This is a genomic window from Nocardia sp. NPDC050718, assembly GCF_040654235.1.
Taxonomy (GTDB): Bacteria; Actinomycetota; Actinomycetes; order Mycobacteriales; family Mycobacteriaceae; genus Nocardia.
Genome location: NZ_JBFAHQ010000011.1, coordinates 67917 through 89850 on the forward strand (window position 1 = coordinate 67917; position 21934 = coordinate 89850).

Sequence of the window (21934 nt, forward strand, 5' to 3'; positions counted from 1 at the left end):
AGTGGGCCGCCGGGAAATCCACCCGCCGGTGTTTCGAAGGAGCAGGTGGTGCGTTCACATTCCCGTCGGCAGGCCGCGGGCGGCAGGCTGATCCGGCCGCGCACCATCGCCGGGCAGCTCGCCCGGATCCTGGCGGTCTCGCTGGTGCTGGTGCTCGCCCTGCTCGGCCTGACGATGGCGGGGCAGATCAGCGCCTTCCGGCGCAGTGGCGAGACCGTCGACGCGGTCGCGGTGGCGCTGGCCGCCCAGGATCTGGTGCACCAGGTGCAGCGCGAACGCGGCCTGAGCAACGGTCTGCTCGGCGGCGACCAGCGGCTGGTGGCCCCGGTCACCGAGCAGCGGGCGGGCACCGACGCGGCGCTGCGGAATCTGGCGGGCATCATCGCGGCCGATCCGCCCGGCGCGGGCGAGGTCCGCTCGGCGCTGGGGCATCTGGCCGGTCTGCCCGGCGTTCGCTCGCAGATCGATACGCGCACGGTCTCGCGCCCGGCGGCCTTCCAGTTCTATTCCGACAGCATCGACGCGATGAACCGGTTGGCGCTCGGCCTGGACCAGGCTCGCGATCCGGCGGTGCGGCACGGCTTGCAGGCGCTCTACGCCCTCGGTGACGCCAAGGAGTTCACCGCGCGCGAACGCGGCTTCCTCAACGGTGTGTTCGCCGCCGGGGAGTTCGGGCCGGGGGAGTACGTGCAGTTCCTCGACATCCGCGCCGCCCGCAATGCCGCGCTCACCCAGTTCGACCGCGACGCCACGCCAGCCCAGCAGGACCGGCTCGACGCGGTCATGGCGGGGGAGAGTGCCACGCTGGCAGCCGAATCGGAGAATGTCGCGATCGCCTCCACGGCGGGTCCGCTGACCCAGCTCGTCGACCCGGCGGTGTGGTGGTCGCGGATGACCGACGTCATCGACGAACAGCGCGTCGTGCAGCAAGGCGTCGGCGACGACGTGCGCGCCCGTGCCGAAGACCTGCGCCGCGACGCCGCGCTGATCCTGGCCGCCTTCGCCCTGGCTGCCCTGCTGGCGATCGCCGCCGAGGTGGCGCTGGTGTTCGCGAGTATCCGGGCCATCGTCCGCCCGCTGGCCCGGCTCGCCGCCGAAGCCGACGACGTGGCGTCGAGCCGGCTGCCCGAGGTGATCGCCGCGTGGCGCGGGTCCGCCGACAGCCGCCCCGAACCGCCCGCGCCCGTGCGCACGCCGCCCGGCGCCAGCGCGGAGATCGGCGCGGTCGCCGGTGCGCTGGACCGGGTGCAGTCCACCGCCTTCGACCTGGCCTCCGAGCAGGCGCTGGTGCGGCGCAACACCACCGAGTCGATGGCCAACCTGGCCCGCCGCAACCAGAACCTGGTGCGCAGGCAGCTCGGGCTGATCAGCGAGTTCGAGCGCGAGGAACTGGACCCGAAGGCGCTGTCGAACCTGTTCGAACTCGATCATCTGGCCACCCGCATGCGGCGCAACGCGGAGAGCCTGCTGGTGCTCGTCGGTGAGGCGAGCCCGCGCCGGTGGGCCGAGCCGATCGCGCTCACCGATGTCATCCGGGCCGGGTTGTCGGAGGTCGACGACTACCGCCGGGTGGTGCTGCGCCGGGTCGACGACATCGCGATCGCGGGCGCGGTCGTCAGCGAACTCGCCCATGTGCTGGCCGAACTCATCGAGAACGGCCTGGCCTTCTCCCCGCCCGACCTCGAGGTCGAGGTCTACGGCCGCAAGGTGGCGGGCGGGTATCTGCTCGCCGTCGTCGACCACGGTGTCGGCATGCCCGCCGACCAGCTCGCCGAGGCCAATGCGCGGCTGCGCGGCGAACAGGACTTCATCGTCGCCTCCACCCGCTACCTCGGGCACTACGTCGTCGGCAGGCTGGCCGGTCGCCTCGGCATCGACGTGGAGCTCAACACCTCCCCGGTCAGCGGCATCGTCGCCCGCCTACTGCTGCCGCCGAGCATTCTCGTCGACGAGAGCGCCCGCCCGGTCGAACCGGCCGCCGCCCGGGACCGCTCCGGCGCACCGGAGTCCGGCCGCGCGGACGTGCCGCCGGGGCGCAATGGCACGGCCGTCGCGCCGGACGTCGCCGGAGCCGCTGTCGTGCAAGATGACTCCCGGTCGCCGAACGCGCTGACGGAGCACTGGCGGTTCGACGCGCCCGACCGATCGCGGCACAGCCGCAACCCCGACTCCGCTCCGCTCAACGGCGCCGCCGCCCCCGGCGATTCGGTCTACGCGCAGTTCCTCAGCAGCACCACCAATGCCATCGGCTACCACGGCACACCGACCGATCCGGCCCCGGCGATCCCCGGCGCGGGCGATCACCCACGCGACGGCGGAGCACCGGCATCCGCCGACCCGAGCGGCGGGCGTAACGGTCTGGGACCGGCGTCGTTCGGCACGAACGGCGCCCCCGGCGCGGATCGGGTGCGCAACGGTGTGCACACGCCGGGCGCGCACCCGGTGCGCCCCAGCACGACTCCTGCCGCCGACCGCGGCCGCAACGGCGTGGCGCACGGTGACTCCGCGGAGGTCGCGCGCGCCGACGCGCCGGCGTCAGGTATCCGGCACGATCTGGCGGCCGTCGACCCGACCGGCCCCGCCGCCGTCGAACGGACCCGCAACGGACTGGTGAAGCGCAGCAAGCGCGCCAAGATCACCGGCTCGCCCGACCGTCCGCGCCGGGAACCGGTGCTCCGCGAGGACCGGCCGCCGGTCGTCGAACGGACCCCCGACCAGACGCGCACCATGCTCTCGTCGTTCCGCACCGGCCACGAACGCGGCGGCGACACCACACCCGGTACCACCCCGCACGATCCGACCCACTGACCGATCGGACCCGACCACAGGAGCTCCCGGTGACCACCCATCTACCGACCGCCGATCCCCACACCTTCAACTGGCTGCTCGGCAACTTCGTCCGCAACACCGACGGCGTGCGCGACACCGTCGCCGTGTCCTCCGACGGGCTGCTCATCGCCATGTCCGACGGCCTGGACCGCACCGGCGCCGACCGGCTGGCCGCCATGGTGTCGGGCCTGTCCAGCCTCGCCCGCAGTGCTTCGCGCAGTTACGATTTCGACGGCCTGAAGCTGATCATGATCGAGATGAAGCGCGGCTTCCTGCTGGTCTCGGCGCTCGGTGACGGCAGTTGCCTCGGGGTGATCGCCGACGGTGGCTGCGATGTCGGCCTGGTCGGCTACGAGATGGCGGTGCTGGCCGAACGCGCGGGTTCGCTGCTCGACCCGCGGCTGATCGGCGAACTGCGAGAGTCGTTGCGCAGATGAGAGATCCCGATCGTCCCCGGCTGCCCGATCCGCGCATGATCCCGATGAACCGCCCGACCGGCTGGCGCGAGGAGCTACCGCCGGTGCCGGTGGCGCCCACCGACGTCGACGACGTCGACGACCGCTTCGTGCGGCCGTTCGTGGTCACCGCGGGCCGCACCGTCCCGGTGCTGGACGGGCTGCGCATCGAAACTCTCGTGCAGGCACCGCCGTCCGCGCTGTCGGCGCCGCTGCGGTTCGAGGAACGCACCGTCGTGCAGTTGTGCCTGCGACCGCACTCCATCGCCGAAATCGGTGCCGCCCTGCGCGTTCCGGTCGGCATCGCCAAGGTGATCGTCAGCGACCTGGCCGCGGCGGGCCACGTGTCGGTTCGCGACGCCCCGGAACTGTCGACCGCCGCCATCGAGAGGATCAGGGATCTTGTTCGCGCACTCTGAATTCCGTACCGCCGCACCGGCGATGCCGTCGTCGGTGAAGATCGTGGTCAGCGGCGGCTTCGGCGTCGGCAAGACCACCTTCATCGGCGCCATCTCCGAGATCGAGCCGCTGGTGACGGAGGCGTCGATGACCGAGGTATCGATCGGCGTCGACGACCCGGGCCGCCGCGCCGAGAAGACCGCCACCACGGTCGCGCTGGACTTCGGCCGGATCACCCTGGACCAGTCGCTGATCCTGTACCTGTTCGGCACCCCGGGCCAGGACCGTTTCGTGTTCCTCTGGGACGACCTCGTCGACGGCGCCCTCGGCGCGGTCATCGTCGTCGACACCGGCCGGGTCGAGGACTGCTACCCCGTGCTGGACTACTTCGAGGAGCACGACACCCCGTTCGTCGTCGTGGTCAACCGCTTCGCCGACGCCACCCACTTCGACCTCGCCGAGGTCCGCGAAGCCCTCGGCCTCGACGACTGGATCCCCGTGCTGGACTGCGACGCGCGCGACCGCGACTCGGTCCGCGATGTCCTGGTCGCCCTGCTCGAACAGGTCCTGCTGCATCGTGTCCAGCCCCGGCACCGGGAGGTGAGCTGACCCACCGCCCGGTGCCCGGAATCAGCGTCGATTCAGGGTGAGGTCCCACCGGGCCAGGCGGAACGCGCGGTCGGTGACCTCGACGGAGGTGTCGGTGAAGCGGTTGCCGCCCAGGGTGTTCCGGACGAAATCGCGCACCGCGACCGGCTGGGTGTCGAGCGTGGCCAGCAGCCGCTCGGGTACCTCGATCGTGCCGTCGAAGACGCGCGGCTGACCGGTGATACCGGGCTGCTGCGGGGTCTGGCGCAACCCGTCGACGGTGTGCAGGACGAGGTCGACGCCGGTGCCGTCGGTGAAGTCGACGCGCAGGGGAGTGGGGGACACGGCGTGGTCGAAGGAACGCACCTGGGCGGTCCAGCCCTGGGACGACGCGCCGAGATAGTCGTAGGGCGAGGCCGGTCCGAGCGTTTCCGTCGCGCGGCTGATCGGCGAATTCTCCAGTGCCGCACCGGTGAGCGGCTGATCGGTGGGCACGAACGACCACGCGGAATCGGTGAGCGTCTTGCGCCAGTAGCCGGTGCGCCCGCCGTCCCGGCCCTCCACCCGCAGCTCGCGCGCGGCCGAGCCGGGCGCGGTCCGGTGGACGGAGATGCGGTCGGTGATCTCGCCGGGCACCTTCGGCTGGGCGACCCAGTCCGGCGCGGGCAGCTGGATCGCGGCGTACCGGCTGTCGACGCGCTCGGCGAGCATGTCCGGCGCCTCGGGCAGCCCCCGCTGGTCCTCGTAGGAGTAGCGGAAGAACACCTTGTCCGCGCCGGAGATGTCGAAATCGTAGAGCCGCGTGTAGAAGTCACCGAACCGGTTGACCACCAGCGAGGTCGACGCGCTGGTCGACAGCGCCACCGCCTGGAAGCGCCCACCCAGCGGCATGCCCATCTCGTAGCTGTGGTCCACCGGCAGCCACGGATCGACGTACTGGATCCGCTGACCACCGTGGGTCAGGGCGAACACGTGCGACACCTTGGCCCCGCCGACCGGATGCTCGTTGCCCGCCGTGTCGGTCCAGACGTGATCTTCGGTGGGTGACAGCACCGACCACGACCAGGTGAGCGTCCCCGGCGGCAGCGAATTGCCCGGCCCGGTCCACAGCGGCGTGCCGTAGCGGCTGCTCCAGTTCCAGTCCCTGGGCGCGCTGAGCGCGTGATCCATGGTGATGAACCGGCCGTCGCGGTCGATCATCATCACTTCGTCGTCGTCGGCCGAGACACCGGAGATCGTGCCCGCCAGACAGCCCGGCAGCGCCACGGTGCGCCAACCGCCCACGGCGGCGGCCTCTTTCACGTACACCGCGCCGTCACGGGTGGCGAAGGTCCAGCGCCGGTTGAACGACTCGGTGGTCGAGCGGAAGTACACCTGGTCGGGCAGGGCGACCGTCGCCGGGGCGAAGTCGGCCAGGCCCGCGGTGGAGTCGTCGACCGTCACCTCCGGCGTGCCGACGGTGCCGATCGGCAGACAGCCCGGGTCGGCGACGGTCGCCGAGGGTGCCGTCACCGCGGCGAACACCAGTCCGGTCGCCGCGAGCAGCGCGCCACGCCGGACGGCGTGCCCGCCCCTCACAGCCACCCCGCCGCGCCGAAGACGATCAGCGCGATCGCGTCGATGCCGAAGATGGTGCCGACCACCAGCGCCTTACTCCGCACGCTGGGCAGGTCGTGCACGTAGAAGCACGCGGCGAAGAACGGCACGTAGCCGATGATCCAGATGAGGAACGGGAAGCCCGGCTGCCACCACGACCAGTCCCAGGTGAGCACGCCCGCCTTGTTCAGCACTACTTCGACCCCGACCGCCGCGGCCGAGTTCACCGCGATGAGCACCGGCCGGTTCGGCAGCCCGAAGATCCGGGTCTCCTTGGGCGGCAGCATCTTCGCCGCCGCGACGCCCATGATCGCGAACATGAAGCAGATCTCGATATTGAGCCCGATCAGGATCTGGTACGCCGTCGGCCCGCTCGCGCCCCAGACCGGCGCCCGGTCGGTGACGTGGAAGACCAGCGAATTCCAGATCTCGTTGAACCAGTCCATGCCCCACAGCGCCAGGCCGGCGAACAGCACGTTCCAGTTTCTGCGCTCGACCTCGACCGAGTAAACGTAGATGACCAGCAGTAAGAGCGGAATGACATACCACTTGAACTGCCCCGCATCGCGAAGAATCTCCAGCGCTGCCCGTGCGTTGTCGGTCACCGGGGCACCTCCTGCTCATGATCGACGAACTGGGCGAGTATGATACAAATCAACATTGAACGTCAACCTGTATCGCCGAATTCGTCGGTGCGCGGGAGGTCAGTGCTGGAGGGTGAAGGTTCCCTCGCCCCAAGGGATTCCGCCGGGCGCGGGCCGAGTCGACCGCACCCGGCGTCGGCTCAGCGGCTGCCCAGCGGCGTGCCGAAGAGGGTGGCGAACTTCGCCGCCAGGGTGTCACCGAGGAAGCCGAGCGCGCCCGGCGTGGCGGCCATGGTGCCCGCGTCGGAAATGGTGCAGCCGGTCGGGGCGGGGACGCCGTCGAGCCGGTCGCGCAGCCACAGCAGCGCCGCCGGACCGCCGACCACCTCGGCGACGACGTGCTCACTGGCGTGGTCGCGGGTGTAGGTGAGCGAGGTCTTCGGGTCCCGGCAGTACGTGTCGACCAGGGTGTTGGTCGCGCCCAGCGGCAGGATCTCGTCCCACGCGGAATGCCACACGAACATCGGCATATCGGGGGTGGACTTGCCCATGCGGGTGTCGTCGAGCATCGCCGCCACCGGCGGGTCGTCCAGGGGGTTGCCGTCGGAGCCGATCATGCCGGTGAGGTTCAGGAACGGCAGCAGGGCCGACTGGTACTGCACGCACAGCGGCGACTTGATCGCGGACAGGCCCTTGCCGAGTGGATCGAGCCGCTGGTCGAGATAGGCGGCGAAGTCCGGGTACTCGCGGGTGAGGCCGAGGACGGCCGCGAAGACCAGGCCCGAGGTGAGCTGGTTGTTCGCCATGCTCAGCGCCGCGCCGAGATCGGCGCCCACTCCGCCTTCGGCCGCGCCCACGATGTTCAGCTCGGGCGCGTAGGTGGCCTTCAGCTCGGCGGCGTGACCGGTCGCGATCGAGCCGCCGGAATAGCCGTAGAGGCCGACCGGCGCGGTCGGTCCCACTTCGAGCGGCGCGAACGAGGTCGCCGCGCGGATGCCGTCGAGGGTGATCCGCCCGGCCAGCGGACCGGCCGCGTAGGCCGAGTTCGGGCCCTGGTGATCGGGCACGACGACGGCCCAGCCCTGCGCCAGCGCGGCCTGGGCGAACAGGAATTCGGCGGGCACCACGATCTGGCCCGCGAGCGGGGCCACCGAAAGATGTTGCAGCGCATAGGACGGCGCGCAGTAGCCCGCGGTGGAGTCCTCGGCCAGCTGCACCGAGAGCAGCTTGCGCGGCGCGGGCGCCTGGCCGCGCGGCTTGATCACGGTGGCGACCGCCGGGATCGCCTCGTCGCGGCTGTTGTTGGAGCGGTAGGACACCTGCCAGGCGTCGACATCGATCGGCAGCAGGCCGAAATCGGCGACGCGCACCTGCCGGACGGCGATGATCGCGCCCGGCGCCGTGGCTGCCACGACCTCGGCGGGCGGCAGGTAGAAGCCCGGATCGAGTTCGGGCGGGAGGGGAATCACCGGCGCGGGCGCCACGGCGGCCGGTTCGGCCGCGACCGGCCCGGCCACCAGCACCGTCGCGGCCGCGAGCGCGCCGGTGACCAGGGCCATCCATCGCAGAGCGAAGGGAGATCTCATCGTGCACAGTCCTCACGTGAATTGAGACGCCTTCGTCTCAATGACGGCTACTATGGCACGGGTGTGGTGTAGATCGCAATCGGCGGTCGGGCTACGCGGCGGTCAGCGCGTTGAGCAGGGTGGAGAAGACATCGACGAGCTCGTCCACGGGTGGCCGTGGGTCGTCCATGCTCCACTGGTGCACCGCGCCGTTGACGGCGCCGATGAAGGCGGCCATCGCGACCCGCCAGCCGCCGGGCGGGGTCCGCACGCCCTCGCGCCCCTGCGCGATCGCGGCGACCACCTCGCCCCACTGGTCCCTGACCTGCGCGCGATGCGCCTCGATCGCCGGGCTCACTCCCACGATCTCCACGAAAGCCACGGTGACGCACCGGATATCGTCGGTGATCGCCCTGGTGTAGGCGCGGACCGCGGCGTCGATGAGCGCGCGCAGGTCGTCGGTCTCGGCCGCCGCCAGTGCCGCCGCCACCGCCTCCCGCGCCCTGCCCTGCACCGAGTCGTAGACGGCGACGAGCAGTTCCTCGCGTCCGGCGAACTGCTCGTAGAACTGCCGTCGCGACAGTCCCGCCGCCGCGCACACGTCGGTCAGCGAACTGTTGGCATAGGACTTCTCCGCGAACACGGTCAGCCCGGCCTCGATGAACAGCGCGCGGCGCTCGATCTGCCGTTCGGCGACCGAGGTGCCGGTGTAGTTGTGCCGGGTCCGCGCTGTTGTCACGACACCGACCCTACTTTCGCGGCGCTGCCGCGGCATCGCCGGAGGTCAGTCCTTGCGTCCGGTGAAGGCCAGCGACGTACCCAGCCCGATCATCATCAGGCCGCTGGTGCCGCCGACCGCGGCCATCCGCCGTGGCGTACGGGCCAGCCAGCCGCGCACAGAGTCGGCCGCCAGTGCCCACAGCGTGTCGAAGATCAGCCCGAACAGCGGGATGCAGACACCGAGCCCGACGGCGACCGCGATGACCTGCACGTACAGATGCGTCATCGACACCATGCTGATCAACGCTGACGATCCGCCCGTCGACGCACAATGGCATGCCGTCGTCCGCCCCTACACTCGGCGTCATGGGCGAGCAGAAGCAGCGGATGGTGAGCGGGCAGCTCTACAAGGACAGCGATCCCGAGCTGGTGGCCGAACGGCAACGGGCACAACGCCTGTGCGACGAGTTCAACCGGACCGGCCCCGACGAGACCGACCGCCGGACCGAGTTGCTGGGTGCGCTGCTGGGCAAGCTGGGGGAGGGCTCCTGGATCATGCCCCGGTTCCAGTGCGACTACGGCTATCTCGTCGAGATCGGGTCCAACAGTTTCCTCAACTACGACGCGATCCTGCTCGACTGCGCGCCGATCGTCATCGGCGACGACTGCTCGATCGGGCCGCGCTGCCAGCTGCTGACCGCCCTGCACCCGATGGACGATCACGAGAAGCGCAGGCAGCGGTGGGAATCCGCGGCACCGATCCGGATCGGGAACAACGCGTGGTTCGGCGGCGGGGTGATCGTGTGCCCCGGCGTGACCATCGGCGACGATGTGGTGGTCGGCGCGGGCAGCGTGGTCACCCGCGATCTGCCCGACCGGGTGTTCGCGGCCGGCAACCCGGCGCGGGTGATCCGGTCGCTGGAGGTGTGACCTCGGGCATCGTGGTGGGCCGGGGCGCGTCGCCGGGTCGCGGGACGGCCACGGCGGCAATACTGTCTTTCCATGGGCGAATCGCGAACCGTGCAGGAGCAGGAAGCCACCCGGCCGCTGCGCGAGGACATCCGGTTTCTCGGCGGCATCCTCGGTGACACCATCCGCGACCACGAGGGTCCCGAGGTCTTCGACCTGATCGAGCGGGTGCGCACCGAGGCGTTCCGGGTGCGCCGCGAGGAGGTCGAACGCAGCGCGGTCGCCGACATGCTCGACGGCACGCCCACCGAGATCGCGATTCCGCTGATCCGGGCGTTCAGCTACTTCGTGCTGCTGGCCAATCTCGCCGAGGACATCCAGCGCGACCGGCGCCGCGCCGCGCACGTCTCGGCGGGGGAGCCGCCACAGGACTCCTCGCTGGCCGCCACCTACGACAAGCTCGACGCGGCCGCCCTCGACGGCGCGACGGTAGCCGAACTGCTCACCGACGCGCTGGTCTCCCCGGTGATCACCGCGCACCCGACCGAGACCCGCAGGCGCACCGTCTTCGACGTGCAGGCCAAGATCACCGAGCTGATGCGGCTGCGGCGCAGGCTCGAACCCGGTGATCCCGGCTTCGACGAGTCCGAACTGCGGATCCGCCGCGAGGTGCTCACCCTGTGGCGCACCGCGCTGATCCGGTTGGCGCGCTTGCGGATCCAGGACGAGATCTCGGTCGGGCTGCGCTACTACGACCTGACCCTCTACGACGTCATCCCGGCGATCAACGCGCAGGTGCGCGCCGCGCTGCGGTACCGCTGGCCCGAGGCCGAGCTGCTGCCGCGCCCGATCCTGCGCCCCGGCTCCTGGATCGGCGGCGACCGCGACGGAAATCCCTATGTGACAGGCGAAGTCGTGCACACCGCCGCCGAGCAGGCCGCCGCCTACGCCTTCGGCCGGTACCTGGACGAGCTGGTCGAGCTGGAGAAGACGCTGTCGCTGTCGGCCCGGCTGGTCCAGGTGAGCCCAGCGGTCGCCGCGCTCGCCGAGGCCGGTTATCCCGACCCGGCGGTCTTCGCCGACGAGCCGTATCGCCGTGCGCTGCACGCGATCCGGGCCCGGCTCAGCGCCACCGCCCTACGGGCGCTCGGTGCCCTGCCGGAGCACGGTCTCGACGGGGGCGCCGCGCCATACGCCACGCCGCAGGCGGTCCTCGACGATCTCGACGCGGTCGACCTCTCGCTGCGCGCAGGCGGGGACGCCCTGCTCGCCGACGACCGGCTCGCCGCGCTGCGCCACGCCATCGAGACCTTCGGCTTCCACCTGCAGGCCCTGGACATGCGGCAGAACTCCGAGGTGCACGAGCAGGTCGTCACCGAACTGCTGGCCTGGTCGGGCGTGCACGCCGACTACCCGAGCCTGTCGGAGGTCGAGCGGGTCGAGCTGCTGGCGAACGAATTGCGGACCCGCCGACCGCTGCTCGGTCCGCACGCGCAGCTCAGCGAGCTCGCCGCCAAGGAACTGGGCGTGCTGCGCGCGGGCAAGGAGGTGATCGATACCTTCGGCGCCGCCGCCATCCCGAACTACATCATCAGCATGTGCACCTCGGTCAGCGACATGCTCGAGGCGGCGCTGCTGCTCAAGGAAGCGGGCATTCTCGATCCGGGTACCGCCGAGGGCGCGCCGAGCAGCCCGGTCGGCATCGTGCCGCTGTTCGAGACCATCGAGGACCTGGGTGCCGGCGCGGCGACGCTGGCGGCGGTGCTGGACGTGCCGGTGTATCGCGAACTGGTCGCCGCGGCGGGGATGCGGCAGGAGGTGATGCTCGGGTACTCCGACTCCAACAAGGACGGCGGGTACCTGGCCGCGAACTGGGCGCTGTACCGGGCGGAGCTGGATCTGGTCGAGGTGGCGCGCAAGTCGGGCATCCGGTTGCGGCTGTTCCACGGCCGCGGCGGCACCGTCGGCCGCGGTGGCGGGCGCAGTTACGACGCCATCCTGGCCCAGCCGGCGGGCGCGGTGCAGGGCTCGCTGCGGCTCACCGAACAGGGCGAGGTGATCGCCGCGAAGTACTCCGAACAGGGTGCGGCGCACCGCAATCTGGAGTCGCTGATCGCGGGCACCCTGGAATCGACGCTGCTGGACGTGGAAGGGCTGGGCGAGGATGCCGAACCGGCCTACGAGCTGCTCGACGAGCTCGCCGCCCGGGCCCGCGCGGCCTACGGGCGCCTGGTGCACGACACCCCGGGCTTCGTCGCCTACTTCCGGCAGTCCACCCCGGTCGCCGAGGTCGGCGACCTCAATATCGGCAGCCGCCCGGCCTCGCGCAAACCCACCAACTCGGTGTCGGATCTGCGCGCGATCCCGTGGGTGATGGCCTGGAGCCAGGCGCGCGTCATGCTGCCGGGCTGGTACGGCACCGGCACCGCGCTCGCGGACTGGGTCGGCGACGATCCGCAGCGGCTGGCCCGGCTCACCGACCTCTACCAGCGCTGGCCGTTCTTCCGGACGGTGCTGTCGAACCTGGCCCAGGTGATGGCCAAGAGCGACCTCGACATCGCCGCCCGCTACGCCGACCTGGTCGAGGACCCGGCGCTGCGCGCGCAGATCTTCGGGATGATCCGCGACGAGCACGCCCGCACCATCCGCATGTACCTGGCCGTGACCGGCCACGAGGAACTGCTCAGCGACAACCCGTCCCTGGCGGAGTCGATCCACAACCGCTTCCCCTACCTGGAACCGCTCAATCAGCTGCAGGTGGATCTGTTGCGCAGGCTGCGCGGCGGTGACGATTCCGAACTGGTGAAGCGGGGCATCCTGCTCACCATGAACGGCCTGGCCACCGCGTTGCGTAACTCCGGCTAGCCGCTAGCTGCTAGATGCAGAAGGTGACGGTCACCGGGCCGACCGGGATGCCGATGCAGACGGCGACCGAGCCGACGACGGGCTCGGCGGTGGCGGCCGAGGCGGTACCCGCGCCGACGGCGGTGACGGAGAGGGCGACGGCGGCGACGGCGAGCGGGCGGGCGATCTTGGCGAACATGGCAGATCCTCGGGTAGAACGGGCGGAGCAGCCCCCGGAAGGGGCCGCCCCATCTCAACACGGGGTGGTGCGTGATGTCGGAGACATCACCGGAAACGTTGTGGCTCAGTCCGTTACGACGGCGATGGCGTCGATCTCGACCAGCATCTCCGCGCGCGGCAAGCCGGTGAAGACGGTGGTGCGGGAAGGCAGCACGTCACCGGTCGTGTGCTTGGTGACGAATTCACCATACGCCTCGTTCATCACCGCGAAATCCTCCCTTTTGGTGAGATAGACGCGCAGCATCACCACGTCGTCGAAGGTGGCTCCGGCGGCGTCGACGATCGCCTTGACGTTCATCAGCGTGCGGGTGGTCTGCGCGGCGACGTCGCCGGGGTGCAGGTATTCGTTGGTCGCCGGGTCGACCGGTCCCTGGCCCGAGACCTGCACGAACGGGCCCTTGCGCACGCCCTGGGAGAAGGTGTGCGCCGGCGCGGGCGCGTCGGTGGTGCGCACGGCGATCTTGACGGACTTCTCGGCAGCCATGGAGTTCAGCCTTTCCTCGCGGTGACGTCTCGGCGGGGGGCCCAGCCGAGTTCGGTGGAGATGGCGTCGGCGGTCGCCCTGACCTGCGGCAACAGCGCCAGCACCTGATCGTGGTCGAGCAGCACGTCGGGGACCGAGACCGACACCGCGGCCACCACCGCGCCGATTCCGTCGCGCACCGGCACGCCGATGCAGTTGACGAAGCTCTCGTGTTCCTCGTGGTCCTCGGCGAAGCCCTGCGCGGCGACCAGTTCCAGCTCGGCCAGATACTGCTCGGGCGTGCGCAGGGTGCGGGTGGTGAAGGGGTGGTAGTCGAGCCGCGCGGCGACCGCGCGCCACTCGGCCCGCGGCAGGGCCGCGACCAGCACCTTGCCGACCGCGGTGCAGTGCAGCGGCGCGGGTCTGCCGATCCGCGAGTACATCCGGACCGCCTGCTCGGCATCGACCTTGTCGATGTAGACGGCGTCGCCGGACTCGTAGGCGGCCAGGTGGACGGTCTGTCCGGTGGCGGCGCCCAGCGCGCTCAGGTGCGGTCGGGCGACGGTGCGGACATCGCGGTTCTCCAGCGCGTGACTGGCCAGTTCGAACATGCGGGTGCCCAGCGAGTACCGGTGGGCGTTGTCGCGCACGACGAATCGTTCCGCCTGCATGGTCTGCAGCAGGCGCAGCACGGTCGACTTGTGCACACCGAGCCGCCCGGCCAGCTCGTCGAGGGACTGCGAGTCCTCGCCGAGGGCGATGAGGATGGACAGGGCGCGCGACACGCTTTGACTCATGGCCTGATCGTCCCATCCAGTGCGTCCGGATAGCGCAGCCCGGCCCAGTCTGCGTCCGGCAGCTGCGCGAGTCGCCGGATGTCCTGTACCGGAGGGATTTTCGCCGCGTCGCCGGTGGCGGTGAGCGCGGCGGCGGCGCACAGATGGCCGTAGCGCAGCCGGGTGCGCGGGTCGGCGTCGTGCAGCAGGGCGGCGAGGTAGCCGCCGGCGAAAGCGTCACCGGCGCCGATCCGCTCGGTGATCTCGAGCGCCAGCGCGGGCACCTCGACCACGGTGTCGCCGTCGAATCCGGTGACGGTGTGCTTGTCGTTCTTGACGACCAGCTGGGCCGGCTCGGGGAACAGCGCGCGCAACGCGGCCGGATCGCCGGTGCCGAAGAGCTCCTCGGCCTCGTCGGCGCCGAGCAGCACCACGTCGGCGCCGCGGACATGGGCGGCGAGTTCGTCGGCGGCCTCGTCGACCCGCGAACCCCACAGTGCCGGGCGGTAATTCAGGTCGAAGCTGACCAGCCGGCCGCGCCGGGGCAGGGCGAGCAGGGTGCGGGTCAGCTGGTTGGCCGACTCCGACAGCGCCGGGGTGATGCCGGTGAAATGCACCAGGTCGGTGTCGTCGAGCAGGGCGGCGGCCGTCCGGGTCGCGAGATCGGCGGGCGACAGCGCGCTGGCGGCGGACCCGGCGCGGTAGTAGTGCATCCGGCTGGCGTGCGCGGGCAGGTCGTGGGCGGCGCCCGACCCGCTGCCGCGTTCCTTGACGTAGAGCCCGGTCGGCCGGTCCGGATCGACGGCGACCGCGCCGACCTCGACGCCCTGGGCCGCCAGTTGCGCGACCAGATAGCGCCCGAAGCCGTCGTCGCCCACGCGGGACAGCCACGCCGCCGCGACCCCGAGCTGGGTGAGCACGGTGGCCACATTGGCCTCGGCGCCACCCGCGCTCCGGTCGAAGTGCGGGGACTGCTCCAGCGGTCCGGGGCGGGCAACGAGCACGGCCAGTCCCTCGCCCACGGTGACCGCTCTGGGCGGCACCGATGTTGCCTGGGTCACCTTTTTCGCCCTTTCGTGGTTGCGGTCACTGCCTCTGGGATGCACAATAACGAGCAGAAACATTAGATGCAACCAGCGTTGCACATCATGCAATGTTTACCCGATATGACCGAGCGGCCGGGTGACTCCCGGTCGCTCGAGGGAAAGGGATGCTGTGACGATCGACAACGCCGTCGTGGACGCGCTCGCCGACGAGGCGATCGGCCCGCGCGACAAGAGCGTGCCGCCCGCGGCCTGGGGCCGGACCGTGCGCGAATATCTCGCGGACGCACCGGAACTGGACCGGTGGGAAACCCCGCTGCTCACCCTCGACCGCGGGCTGCTCGACGCCAATATCGCGCTGATGGCGCGCTGGACCGCGGCCGCCGGCGTCGCGCTGGCACCACACGGCAAGACCACGATGGCCCCGCAGCTCTGGCGCGACCAGCTGTCGGCGGGGTCGTGGGCGATCACGCTGGCCACCGGCTGGCAGGCCCAGGTCGCGCGCTCGTTCGGCGTCGGGCGGATCATGCTCGCCAACGCGCTCGTCGATCCGGCCGCCCTGACCTGGGTCGCCGCGGAATCAGCGCGCGATGCCGGGTTCGAGTTCTTCTGCTGGGCCGACAGCGTCGCCACCGTCGAGCTGATGGACAAGGTCCTGCGCGACACCCCGCCCGGCCCCCGGGTCCGGGTCCTGGTCGAACTCGGCGGCCCGCACGGGCGCACGGGCGCGCGGACCCGCGTCGAAGGCCACGCCGTCGCGGCCGCGCTGCGGGCCAGCGACCGGCTCGCCCTCGCCGGTGTCGCCGGGTACGAGGGCGCGCTGGCCCACGATCGCAGCAGCGCCGGCGTCGCGGCCGTGCGCGACTACCTCGGTGAACTGGCCGCCCTGCACACCGAACTCGCCGCGGCCGGGGCCTACGCCGGTCCGGCGATCGTCACCGCGGGCGGCAGCGCCTATCCCGAACTCGTCGTCGCGGAACTGGCCGGGCTGGCCGACGCGAACACGACGGTCGTGCTGCGCAGCGGCGCCTACCTCGTCCACGACGACGGCTTCTACGCCGGCATCTCGCCGCTGGCCGCGCCCGCCGTCGACCCCGGTCTGCGGGCCGCGATGCACGGCTGGGCCCGCGTGGTCTCGCGGCCGGAACCGGAACTGGCGCTGCTCGACGGCGGGAAGCGCGACTTCCCCTTCGACGAGGGGCTGCCGGTGCCGCAGCTGGTGGTCGGCGGCGCGCTGCCCGCGGGCGCGCACGTCAGCGCGCTCAACGATCAGCACACCTTCCTGCGGCTGCCCGGCGCCGACGCCGCCGATCTCCCGGTCGGCAGTATCGTGCGGCTCGGGCTGTCGCACCCGTGCACGGCGTTCGACAAGTGGCGCCTCATCCCGGTGATCGACGACGCGGCGGCACGGCACCCGCGCGTTGTCGACCTGATCCGCACCTACTTCTGACCGATGACCATGACCGACTTACTGTTTCGTGACATCGACATCGTCGACGGCACCGGTGACCCGCGCGTTCGCGGCGACGTCCTGATCCGTGGCGGGCGCATCGCCGAGGTGGCCGCACCCGCATCGATCGACACCGGGACCGCGAGAGTGGTTCCGGCACACCCGGGTTCGGTACTCAGCCCCGGCTTCATCGACATGCACGCGCATTCGGACCTGCACCTGCTGACCCACCCCGACCACTTCCCGAAGATCACCCAGGGCGTCACCACCGAGGTGATCGGCCAGGACGGCCTGTCCTACGCGCCGATCGACGACGCCGCGCTCGCGGTGGTGCGCAAGCAGATCGCCGGCTGGAACGGCAATCCGGCCGGCTTCGACTTCTCCTGGCGCACGGTCGGGCAGTACCTGGACCGGCTCGATCAGGGCATCACGCCCAATGCCGCCTACCTGGTGCCGCAGGGCACGCTGCGACTGCTCGTCGTCGGCACCGAGCAGCGCCCGGCCACCACGGCCGAGATCGACCGGATGTGCGCGCTGCTGGCCCAGGGGCTCGACGAGGGCGCGGTCGGCATGTCGAGCGGGCTCACCTACACCCCCGGCATGTACGCCGACACCGGTGAGCTGGCCGCGCTGTGCGCGGTCGTGGCCTCCTACGGCGGCTTCTACGCCCCGCACACCCGCTCCTACGGCGCGGGCGCGCTGGAGGCCTACGCGGAGATGATGGGGCTGGCGAAGGTCACCGGCTGCGCGCTGCACCTGACCCACGCCACCATGAACTTCGGCGTGAACCGCGGGCGCGCACCGGAATTCCTCGCGATGGTCGCTCAGGCCCGGGCCGACGGCTGCGACATCACCCTCGACACCTATCCGTACCTGCCCGGCTCGACCACGCTGTCGGCGCTGCTGCCGAGCTGGGCGATGTCGGGCGGACCGGACGCCGCGCTGGCCCGGCTCGACGACGCCGCCGAGCGCGCCAGGATCACCGCGGACGTGAACGTCAACGGCTCCGACGGGTGTCACGGGGTCACGGTCGAATGGGAGACCATCCAGATCAGCGGCGTCGGCGACGACGCGCTGGCGGGCTACGTCGGCCGCACCGTCGCCCAGATCGCCGACGCGGCGCACCGGGCGCCGGTCGAGGTGTTCTTCGAGCTGCTGCGCCGGGATCAGCTGGCCACCACGATCCTGCAGCACGTCGGCCACGAGGAGAACGTGCGCGCGATCATGGTCGACGCGGGCCATATGGGCGGCAGTGACGGTCTGCTCGTGGGCGCCCGGCCGCATCCGCGCGCCTGGGGCACCTTCCCGCGCTACCTGTCCCGCTATGTCCGCGAACTCGGTGTGCTCGGGCTGGAGGAGTGCGTGCACCACCTCACCGGCAGGCCCGCCGCCCGGCTGCGGCTGGCCGAGCGCGGCCTGATCCGCCCCGGTCACGCTGCCGACCTGGTCGTCTTCGATCCGGCGACGATCCACGACACCGCGACCTTCGATGATCCCCGACAACAGGCACAGGGCATCCAGCACGTGCTGGTCAACGGCGAATTCGCGCTGGAGAACGGCAGCGCGACCGGAGTGCGCGCCGGTCGCGCGCTGCGGCTGGACGCCACCCGAGAGGAGACCCGATGAACCCGCTGCAGAGCTCGTCGTCCGAGGCGATGGCGGTGATCCGCGCCGACCGCGCGCTCACCGTGGTGCGGGCGCCGGACATCCCCGACCCGGTCGGGCTCGCCGAAGCCCTGGCCGGCGCGGGCATCCGCGCGGTCGAGCTCACCTTCACCACCCTCGGCGTGCTCGACGCCGTCCGCAAGGCCTCGGCGGTGAGCGCCGCCGTGATCGGCGTCGGTACGGTGACCCGGCGCGATCAGGCCGAGGCCGCGATCGAGGCGGGCGCGAAGTTCCTGGTGACGCCCGCGCTGCGGCCCGAGGTGGCCGACGTCGCTGTCGCGCACGGGATTCCGGTCGTGATGGGCGCGTTCACCCCGTCCGAGGTGCTGGCGGCGGTCGAGCTGGGCGCGGCCGCGGTCAAGATCTTCCCGGCGCGCGCGCTCGGGCCCGCCTATCTGAAGGACCTGCTCGGTCCCTTCCCGCACGTGTTCCTGATCCCCTCCGGCGGCGTCAACTCCCACAATGCCCGCGAGTTCCTGCGGGCGGGAGCGATCGCCGTCACCGCGGGCACCGAGGTGGTCGCGCCCCTGGACGTCGCGAATTCGCGCTGGTCCCACATCGGCTCTCAAGCCGCACGCTTCGTCCATTCGCTTGATTGAGAGGTATCCCCATGGGCGCCACTGTCGACTGGTTGCGCACCACCACCCCCGGGTTGCTGGTGCTGTGCGGTCTCGCGATCGCCGTGCTACTCATCGCCATCATCAAGGTCAAACTGGAGCCGTTCGTCGCGCTGCTGCTGACCGGTCTGTTGCTGGCGCTGGCCGCGGGACTCCCGGTCTCCCAGATCGTCGGCACACCACTGAAAGCCGGTGAATCACTGCTGGAAACCGGCTTCGGCGGAATCCTCGGGCACATCGCCGTGATCATCGGTCTCGGCACCGTGCTCGGCGCGATCCTCGAACGATCCGGCGGCGCCGACGTGCTCACCGACAAACTGCTGAAGACGTTCGGCGAGAAGGGCGCTCCCGTCGCGATGGGCCTGCTCGGCCTGATCTTCGGCATCCCGGTGTTCTTCGACATCGGCATCTTCGTCCTCGCACCGCTGGTCTATGTCGCGGCCAAGCGCGGCGGACGCTCGCTGGTGCTCTACGCCATGCCGATGCTGGCCGGGCTGTCGATGACGCACGCGTTCCTGCCGCCGCACCCCGGTCCGGTCGCGCTGGGTGGTCTGCTCGGGGTGAGCCTGGGCTGGCTGATCATCATGGGATTCGTCTGTGGCATCCCGGGATTCATCGCCGCGGGCATCGTGTGGGGTACCTGGATCGGCAAGCGCGTGCAGGTCGATGTGCCCAGTGAGTTCGTGCCGCTCGAGCCGAACGGGGCGACTGCTGGTGACAGCGCCGAAGGTTCCGGCGGCACGGCCGTGCTGACGAAGTCGCCGCCATCGGTCGCCCTGATCGGCGCGATCATCGCGATCCCGCTGGTGCTGATCCTCGGCGCGACCTTCGGTTACCAGCTGCTGGACCAGGATTCGGCCCTGTTGCAGGTGCTCACCTTCTTCGGCACGCCGGCGGTCGCGCTGCTCATCACCGTGCTGGTGGCGTTCTACCTGCTCGGTATCCGGCGCGGATCGTCGGTGCAGGAACTGAGCACCATCACCGCCGAATCGCTCAAGCCGGTCGGCATGGTGCTGCTGGTGGTCGGCGCGGGCGCCTTCTTCGGCAAGGTCATCTCCGCGACCGGCATCGGCACCGCGCTCGCCGACACCATGTCCGCGGCGGGCCTGCCGGTGATCGTGCTGTCGTATCTGATCAGCTGCGGTCTGCGGGTGGCGCAGGGTTCGGCGACGGTCGCCATCGTCACCACCGGCGGCATCGTCGCGCCGCTGGTGACCGATCAGGGCTACTCGCAGATGTCGATCGCGCTGATCGCCATGGCGATCGCGGCGGGCTCGATCATCGCCAGCCATGTCAACGACGGCGGCTTCTGGATCATCGCGAAGTACTTCAACATGACCGTGAAGCAGACCCTGCAGACCTGGACGGTGCTCGAAACCGTGCTGTCCGTGGTGAGTTTCGCGGTGGCGGCGGTGCTGTTCGCGATCGTCAGCTGACGGTCAGCGCGCCGACCAGCCTGCCGATCGCGATGCGGGGATCGGTGTCGGTTCCCGCACCGCCGAGCCGGTGCACGAGGACACCGTCGAGATAGTCGACCAGGATCGTCGTGTCACCGGGGGCGATCCCGACGCCCGCCGCCATCTCGATCGCCCAGTCCCGGAGCCGATGATGCCCGCGCTGCAACGATTCGTGCAGCGCGGGCATCGTCTGTGCCTCGCCGAACAGCGCGAACCTGGCGAGGGTGCGCGCCCGATCGGGGCCGGTGGCGTGCAGGACGAACCGGGCGAGGCTCTCGACGAGATGCTCGATCGTGGCGGGGCCGAGCAGGTGGTTCAGTGCCGCCCAGTCGGCGCGATCGCGTTCCTCCAGCCGATGGGCGATGCCGATCAGCAGGGCTTCGCGGGTGCGGAAGTAGTTGGAGGCCGACCCGTTGGGAACACCCGCCGCGTCGTCGGCCGCGCGGTGGGTCAGCGCCCGCGGCCCGCGCGTGCCCAGCACGTCGATGGCGGCGTCGAGGATCTGTTCGCGTTTCGTGGCCACCCGGCAATACTACTGCTGTAGTGACACGTACTACAGCCATAGTGTTCGGCACTACGGCGGTAGTACGGTGGGTTGTACTTGCAACGAGGGGAGAGTGCGATGTCCACAGCAATCGTCGTCGGTGGTGGAATCGGGGGATTGGCTACGGCGCTGGCGTTGACGCGCCGGGGCTGGTCGGTGGAAGTGCTGGAGCGGACGCCGGAGCTCACCGAGGTCGGATCGGGAATCTCGTTGTGGTCCAACGCCTTGCGGGCACTGGATGCCCTCGGCGTCGGGTCCCCGGTGCGGGCGCAGGCGGTCGAGGACGTGTCGGCCGGGGTTCGGGATGCGCGCGGCCGGCGGCTCGCGCGCACCGATGTGGCGACGCTGCGCGAGCGGTTCGGCGCTCCGGTGGTGGTCCACCGCGCCGCATTGCTCGAGATCCTGCGTGCGGCGCTGCCCGAGGACACGGTGCGGACGGGGATCGCGGTGTCGTCGGCCGACCCCGACGGATCGGTGACGCACTCGGCGGGGGTGTCGACCGCGGACCTGGTCGTCGGCGCGGACGGCCTGAACAGCGTGGTCCGGCGTGCGGTCTGCGGCGAGGTGCGGGCTCGGTACGCCGGGTACACCGCCTGGCGTGCGGTGGTCGAACTCCCGGAGAAACTGACCGAATTCGGGGAGACCTGGGGTCGCGGAGCACGGTTCGGCATGGCGCCGCTCGCCGACGGCCGGGTGTACTGCTTCGCCGTCTACAACGCACCCGAGCACGCGCCGGGAACCTTCGCCGAGGTCCGCGACCGCTTCGCCGGCTGGCATCACCCGATCCCCGCGCTGCTGGCCGCCGCCGACCCGAACGCGGTGCTGCACAACGACATCTACGACATCCCCGCCCTCCCGTCGTTCACCGCGGGCCGGATCGCCCTGCTCGGCGACGCCGCCCACGCGATGACCCCGAATCTCGGCCAAGGCGGGTGCCAGGCGCTCGAGGACGCGGTGGTGCTGGCCCGCCTGGCCGCCGAACCCGACGGCCTGGCCCGGTACGACCGGGAGCGCCGTCCCCGGACCCGGATGATCGCCACCCGATCGGCCCGCATCGGCACCATCGGCCAGCTGTCGGCCGCACCCCTGGTCGCCCTGCGGGACAACGTCCTGCGGCTCGTGCCCGCCTCTCTTTCCCTGCGTGCGATGGGCGAGGTCCTCGACTGGACGTGCTGACCGACGCCGCGCGC

The 21934-nt window shown here is 70.9% G+C and carries 21 protein-coding genes; 11 read left to right on the forward strand and 10 right to left on the reverse strand.

Translation table 11 applies throughout. The features are described from left to right. Window positions 1-48 precede the first annotated feature (48 nt). From AB0H54_RS31655 to AB0H54_RS31670, 4 genes are read left to right on the forward strand one after another with little or no spacing between them, the layout of a single operon-like run. The gene (locus AB0H54_RS31655; RefSeq protein ID WP_357350440.1) at window positions 49-2808 is read left to right on the forward strand and encodes a nitrate- and nitrite sensing domain-containing protein; all 2760 of its coding nucleotides are present in this window, start codon (window positions 49-51) and stop codon (window positions 2806-2808) included. Window positions 2809-2837: 29 nt separating this feature from the next. Further along, on the forward strand, window positions 2838-3266 hold the full coding sequence (locus tag AB0H54_RS31660) for a roadblock/LC7 domain-containing protein (RefSeq protein ID WP_355281632.1): 429 nt from the start codon (window positions 2838-2840) through the stop codon (window positions 3264-3266). After that, entirely contained in the window at window positions 3263-3703 is a 441-nt protein-coding gene (locus AB0H54_RS31665; RefSeq protein WP_357350442.1) for a DUF742 domain-containing protein, read from the forward strand. Before AB0H54_RS31660 ends, AB0H54_RS31665 begins: the two co-directional genes overlap by 4 nt. Window positions 3704-3725: 22 nt before the next feature. Further along, window positions 3726-4292 carry an ATP/GTP-binding protein gene (locus AB0H54_RS31670; protein WP_357350571.1) on the forward strand — a complete coding sequence of 189 codons (567 nt, stop codon included), beginning with the start codon at window positions 3726-3728 and terminating at the stop codon, window positions 4290-4292. 21 nt (window positions 4293-4313) lie between these two features. Here AB0H54_RS31670 and AB0H54_RS31675 read toward each other — a convergent pair whose 3' ends face one another. From AB0H54_RS31675 to AB0H54_RS31695, 5 genes are all read right to left on the reverse strand, one after another. Then, window positions 4314-5849, reverse strand: a complete 1536-nt coding sequence (locus AB0H54_RS31675) for a hypothetical protein (RefSeq protein WP_357350444.1) — start codon at window positions 5847-5849, stop codon at window positions 4314-4316. Beyond that, window positions 5846-6472, reverse strand: a complete 627-nt coding sequence (locus AB0H54_RS31680; protein WP_355281639.1) for a hypothetical protein — start codon at window positions 6470-6472, stop codon at window positions 5846-5848. Before AB0H54_RS31680 ends, AB0H54_RS31675 begins: the two co-directional genes overlap by 4 nt. A gap of 179 nt (window positions 6473-6651) precedes the next feature. Further along, window positions 6652-8037 carry a lipase family protein gene (locus AB0H54_RS31685; RefSeq protein ID WP_357350446.1) on the reverse strand — a complete coding sequence of 462 codons (1386 nt, stop codon included), beginning with the start codon at window positions 8035-8037 and terminating at the stop codon, window positions 6652-6654. Between the two features lie 91 nt (window positions 8038-8128). Next, window positions 8129-8755 carry a TetR/AcrR family transcriptional regulator gene (locus tag AB0H54_RS31690; protein WP_357350448.1) on the reverse strand — a complete coding sequence of 209 codons (627 nt, stop codon included), beginning with the start codon at window positions 8753-8755 and terminating at the stop codon, window positions 8129-8131. Between the two features lie 45 nt (window positions 8756-8800). Further along, window positions 8801-9022 carry a hypothetical protein gene (locus AB0H54_RS31695; RefSeq protein WP_357350450.1) on the reverse strand — a complete coding sequence of 74 codons (222 nt, stop codon included), beginning with the start codon at window positions 9020-9022 and terminating at the stop codon, window positions 8801-8803. 80 nt (window positions 9023-9102) lie between these two features. Here AB0H54_RS31695 and AB0H54_RS31700 point away from each other — a divergent pair, with 80 nt between their 5' ends. Further along, window positions 9103-9666 carry a sugar O-acetyltransferase gene (locus tag AB0H54_RS31700; RefSeq protein WP_357350452.1) on the forward strand — a complete coding sequence of 188 codons (564 nt, stop codon included), beginning with the start codon at window positions 9103-9105 and terminating at the stop codon, window positions 9664-9666. 72 nt (window positions 9667-9738) lie between these two features. Beyond that, complete coding sequence (ppc, locus tag AB0H54_RS31705) at window positions 9739-12510, forward strand: phosphoenolpyruvate carboxylase (protein ID WP_357350454.1); 2772 nt, start codon at window positions 9739-9741, stop codon at window positions 12508-12510. A 10-nt stretch (window positions 12511-12520) separates the two neighbouring features. On the opposite strand, the gene AB0H54_RS31710 is transcribed toward ppc, so the two are convergent. The 4 genes from AB0H54_RS31710 to AB0H54_RS31725 all read right to left on the reverse strand — a co-directional run bounded on the left by AB0H54_RS31710 (window position 12521) and on the right by AB0H54_RS31725 (window position 15029). Next, entirely contained in the window at window positions 12521-12688 is a 168-nt protein-coding gene (locus AB0H54_RS31710) for a hypothetical protein (RefSeq protein WP_355281655.1), read from the reverse strand. Between the two features lie 105 nt (window positions 12689-12793). Next, window positions 12794-13213, reverse strand: a complete 420-nt coding sequence (locus tag AB0H54_RS31715) for a RidA family protein (RefSeq protein WP_355281657.1) — start codon at window positions 13211-13213, stop codon at window positions 12794-12796. 5 nt (window positions 13214-13218) lie between these two features. Continuing rightward, window positions 13219-13989 (reverse strand): IclR family transcriptional regulator, encoded by a 771-nt coding sequence (locus tag AB0H54_RS31720; RefSeq protein ID WP_357350457.1) that lies wholly within the window; start codon window positions 13987-13989, stop codon window positions 13219-13221. Then, window positions 13986-15029 (reverse strand): sugar kinase, encoded by a 1044-nt coding sequence (locus AB0H54_RS31725; protein ID WP_357350459.1) that lies wholly within the window; start codon window positions 15027-15029, stop codon window positions 13986-13988. Before AB0H54_RS31725 ends, AB0H54_RS31720 begins: the two co-directional genes overlap by 4 nt. Window positions 15030-15183: 154 nt before the next feature. Between AB0H54_RS31725 and AB0H54_RS31730 the strand changes: the two genes are divergently transcribed. Genes AB0H54_RS31730 through AB0H54_RS31745 form a run of 4 tightly spaced genes read left to right on the forward strand, consistent with a single transcriptional unit; the run spans window position 15184 to window position 20179 of the window. Further along, window positions 15184-16461 (forward strand): amino acid deaminase, encoded by a 1278-nt coding sequence (locus tag AB0H54_RS31730; protein WP_357350461.1) that lies wholly within the window; start codon window positions 15184-15186, stop codon window positions 16459-16461. Between the two features lie 9 nt (window positions 16462-16470). After that, window positions 16471-18087 carry a D-aminoacylase gene (locus AB0H54_RS31735; protein WP_357350463.1) on the forward strand — a complete coding sequence of 539 codons (1617 nt, stop codon included), beginning with the start codon at window positions 16471-16473 and terminating at the stop codon, window positions 18085-18087. Further along, window positions 18084-18725, forward strand: a complete 642-nt coding sequence (locus tag AB0H54_RS31740; protein ID WP_357350465.1) for a bifunctional 4-hydroxy-2-oxoglutarate aldolase/2-dehydro-3-deoxy-phosphogluconate aldolase — start codon at window positions 18084-18086, stop codon at window positions 18723-18725. Before AB0H54_RS31735 ends, AB0H54_RS31740 begins: the two co-directional genes overlap by 4 nt. 11 nt (window positions 18726-18736) lie before the next feature. Then, the gene (locus tag AB0H54_RS31745) at window positions 18737-20179 is read left to right on the forward strand and encodes a gluconate:H+ symporter (protein ID WP_357350467.1); all 1443 of its coding nucleotides are present in this window, start codon (window positions 18737-18739) and stop codon (window positions 20177-20179) included. On the opposite strand, the gene AB0H54_RS31750 is transcribed toward AB0H54_RS31745, so the two are convergent. Then, entirely contained in the window at window positions 20172-20723 is a 552-nt protein-coding gene (locus tag AB0H54_RS31750; protein ID WP_357350469.1) for a TetR family transcriptional regulator, read from the reverse strand. The genes AB0H54_RS31745 and AB0H54_RS31750 overlap by 8 nt on opposite strands. Before the next feature lie 99 nt (window positions 20724-20822). On the opposite strand from AB0H54_RS31750, the gene AB0H54_RS31755 reads away from it, so the two are divergent. After that, entirely contained in the window at window positions 20823-21920 is a 1098-nt protein-coding gene (locus tag AB0H54_RS31755) for an FAD-dependent oxidoreductase (protein WP_357350471.1), read from the forward strand. Window positions 21921-21934: the final 14 nt, after the last annotated feature.

Coding starts and splice junctions, on each gene's coding strand:
- AB0H54_RS31695 (WP_357350450.1), bottom strand. CDS start 9,022: ATGACGCATCTGTACGTGCAGGTCATCGCGGTCGCCGTCGGGCTCGGT.
- AB0H54_RS31745 (WP_357350467.1), top strand. CDS start 18,737: ATGGGCGCCACTGTCGACTGGTTGCGCACCACCACCCCCGGGTTGCTG.
- AB0H54_RS31665 (WP_357350442.1), top strand. CDS start 3,263: ATGAGAGATCCCGATCGTCCCCGGCTGCCCGATCCGCGCATGATCCCG.
- AB0H54_RS31670 (WP_357350571.1), top strand. CDS start 3,726: ATGCCGTCGTCGGTGAAGATCGTGGTCAGCGGCGGCTTCGGCGTCGGC.
- AB0H54_RS31715 (WP_355281657.1), bottom strand. CDS start 13,213: ATGGCTGCCGAGAAGTCCGTCAAGATCGCCGTGCGCACCACCGACGCG.
- AB0H54_RS31735 (WP_357350463.1), top strand. CDS start 16,471: ATGACCGACTTACTGTTTCGTGACATCGACATCGTCGACGGCACCGGT.
- AB0H54_RS31740 (WP_357350465.1), top strand. CDS start 18,084: ATGAACCCGCTGCAGAGCTCGTCGTCCGAGGCGATGGCGGTGATCCGC.
- AB0H54_RS31710 (WP_355281655.1), bottom strand. CDS start 12,688: ATGTTCGCCAAGATCGCCCGCCCGCTCGCCGTCGCCGCCGTCGCCCTC.
- AB0H54_RS31685 (WP_357350446.1), bottom strand. CDS start 8,037: ATGAGATCTCCCTTCGCTCTGCGATGGATGGCCCTGGTCACCGGCGCG.
- AB0H54_RS31700 (WP_357350452.1), top strand. CDS start 9,103: ATGGGCGAGCAGAAGCAGCGGATGGTGAGCGGGCAGCTCTACAAGGAC.
- AB0H54_RS31755 (WP_357350471.1), top strand. CDS start 20,823: ATGTCCACAGCAATCGTCGTCGGTGGTGGAATCGGGGGATTGGCTACG.
- ppc (WP_357350454.1), top strand. CDS start 9,739: ATGGGCGAATCGCGAACCGTGCAGGAGCAGGAAGCCACCCGGCCGCTG.
- AB0H54_RS31720 (WP_357350457.1), bottom strand. CDS start 13,989: ATGAGTCAAAGCGTGTCGCGCGCCCTGTCCATCCTCATCGCCCTCGGC.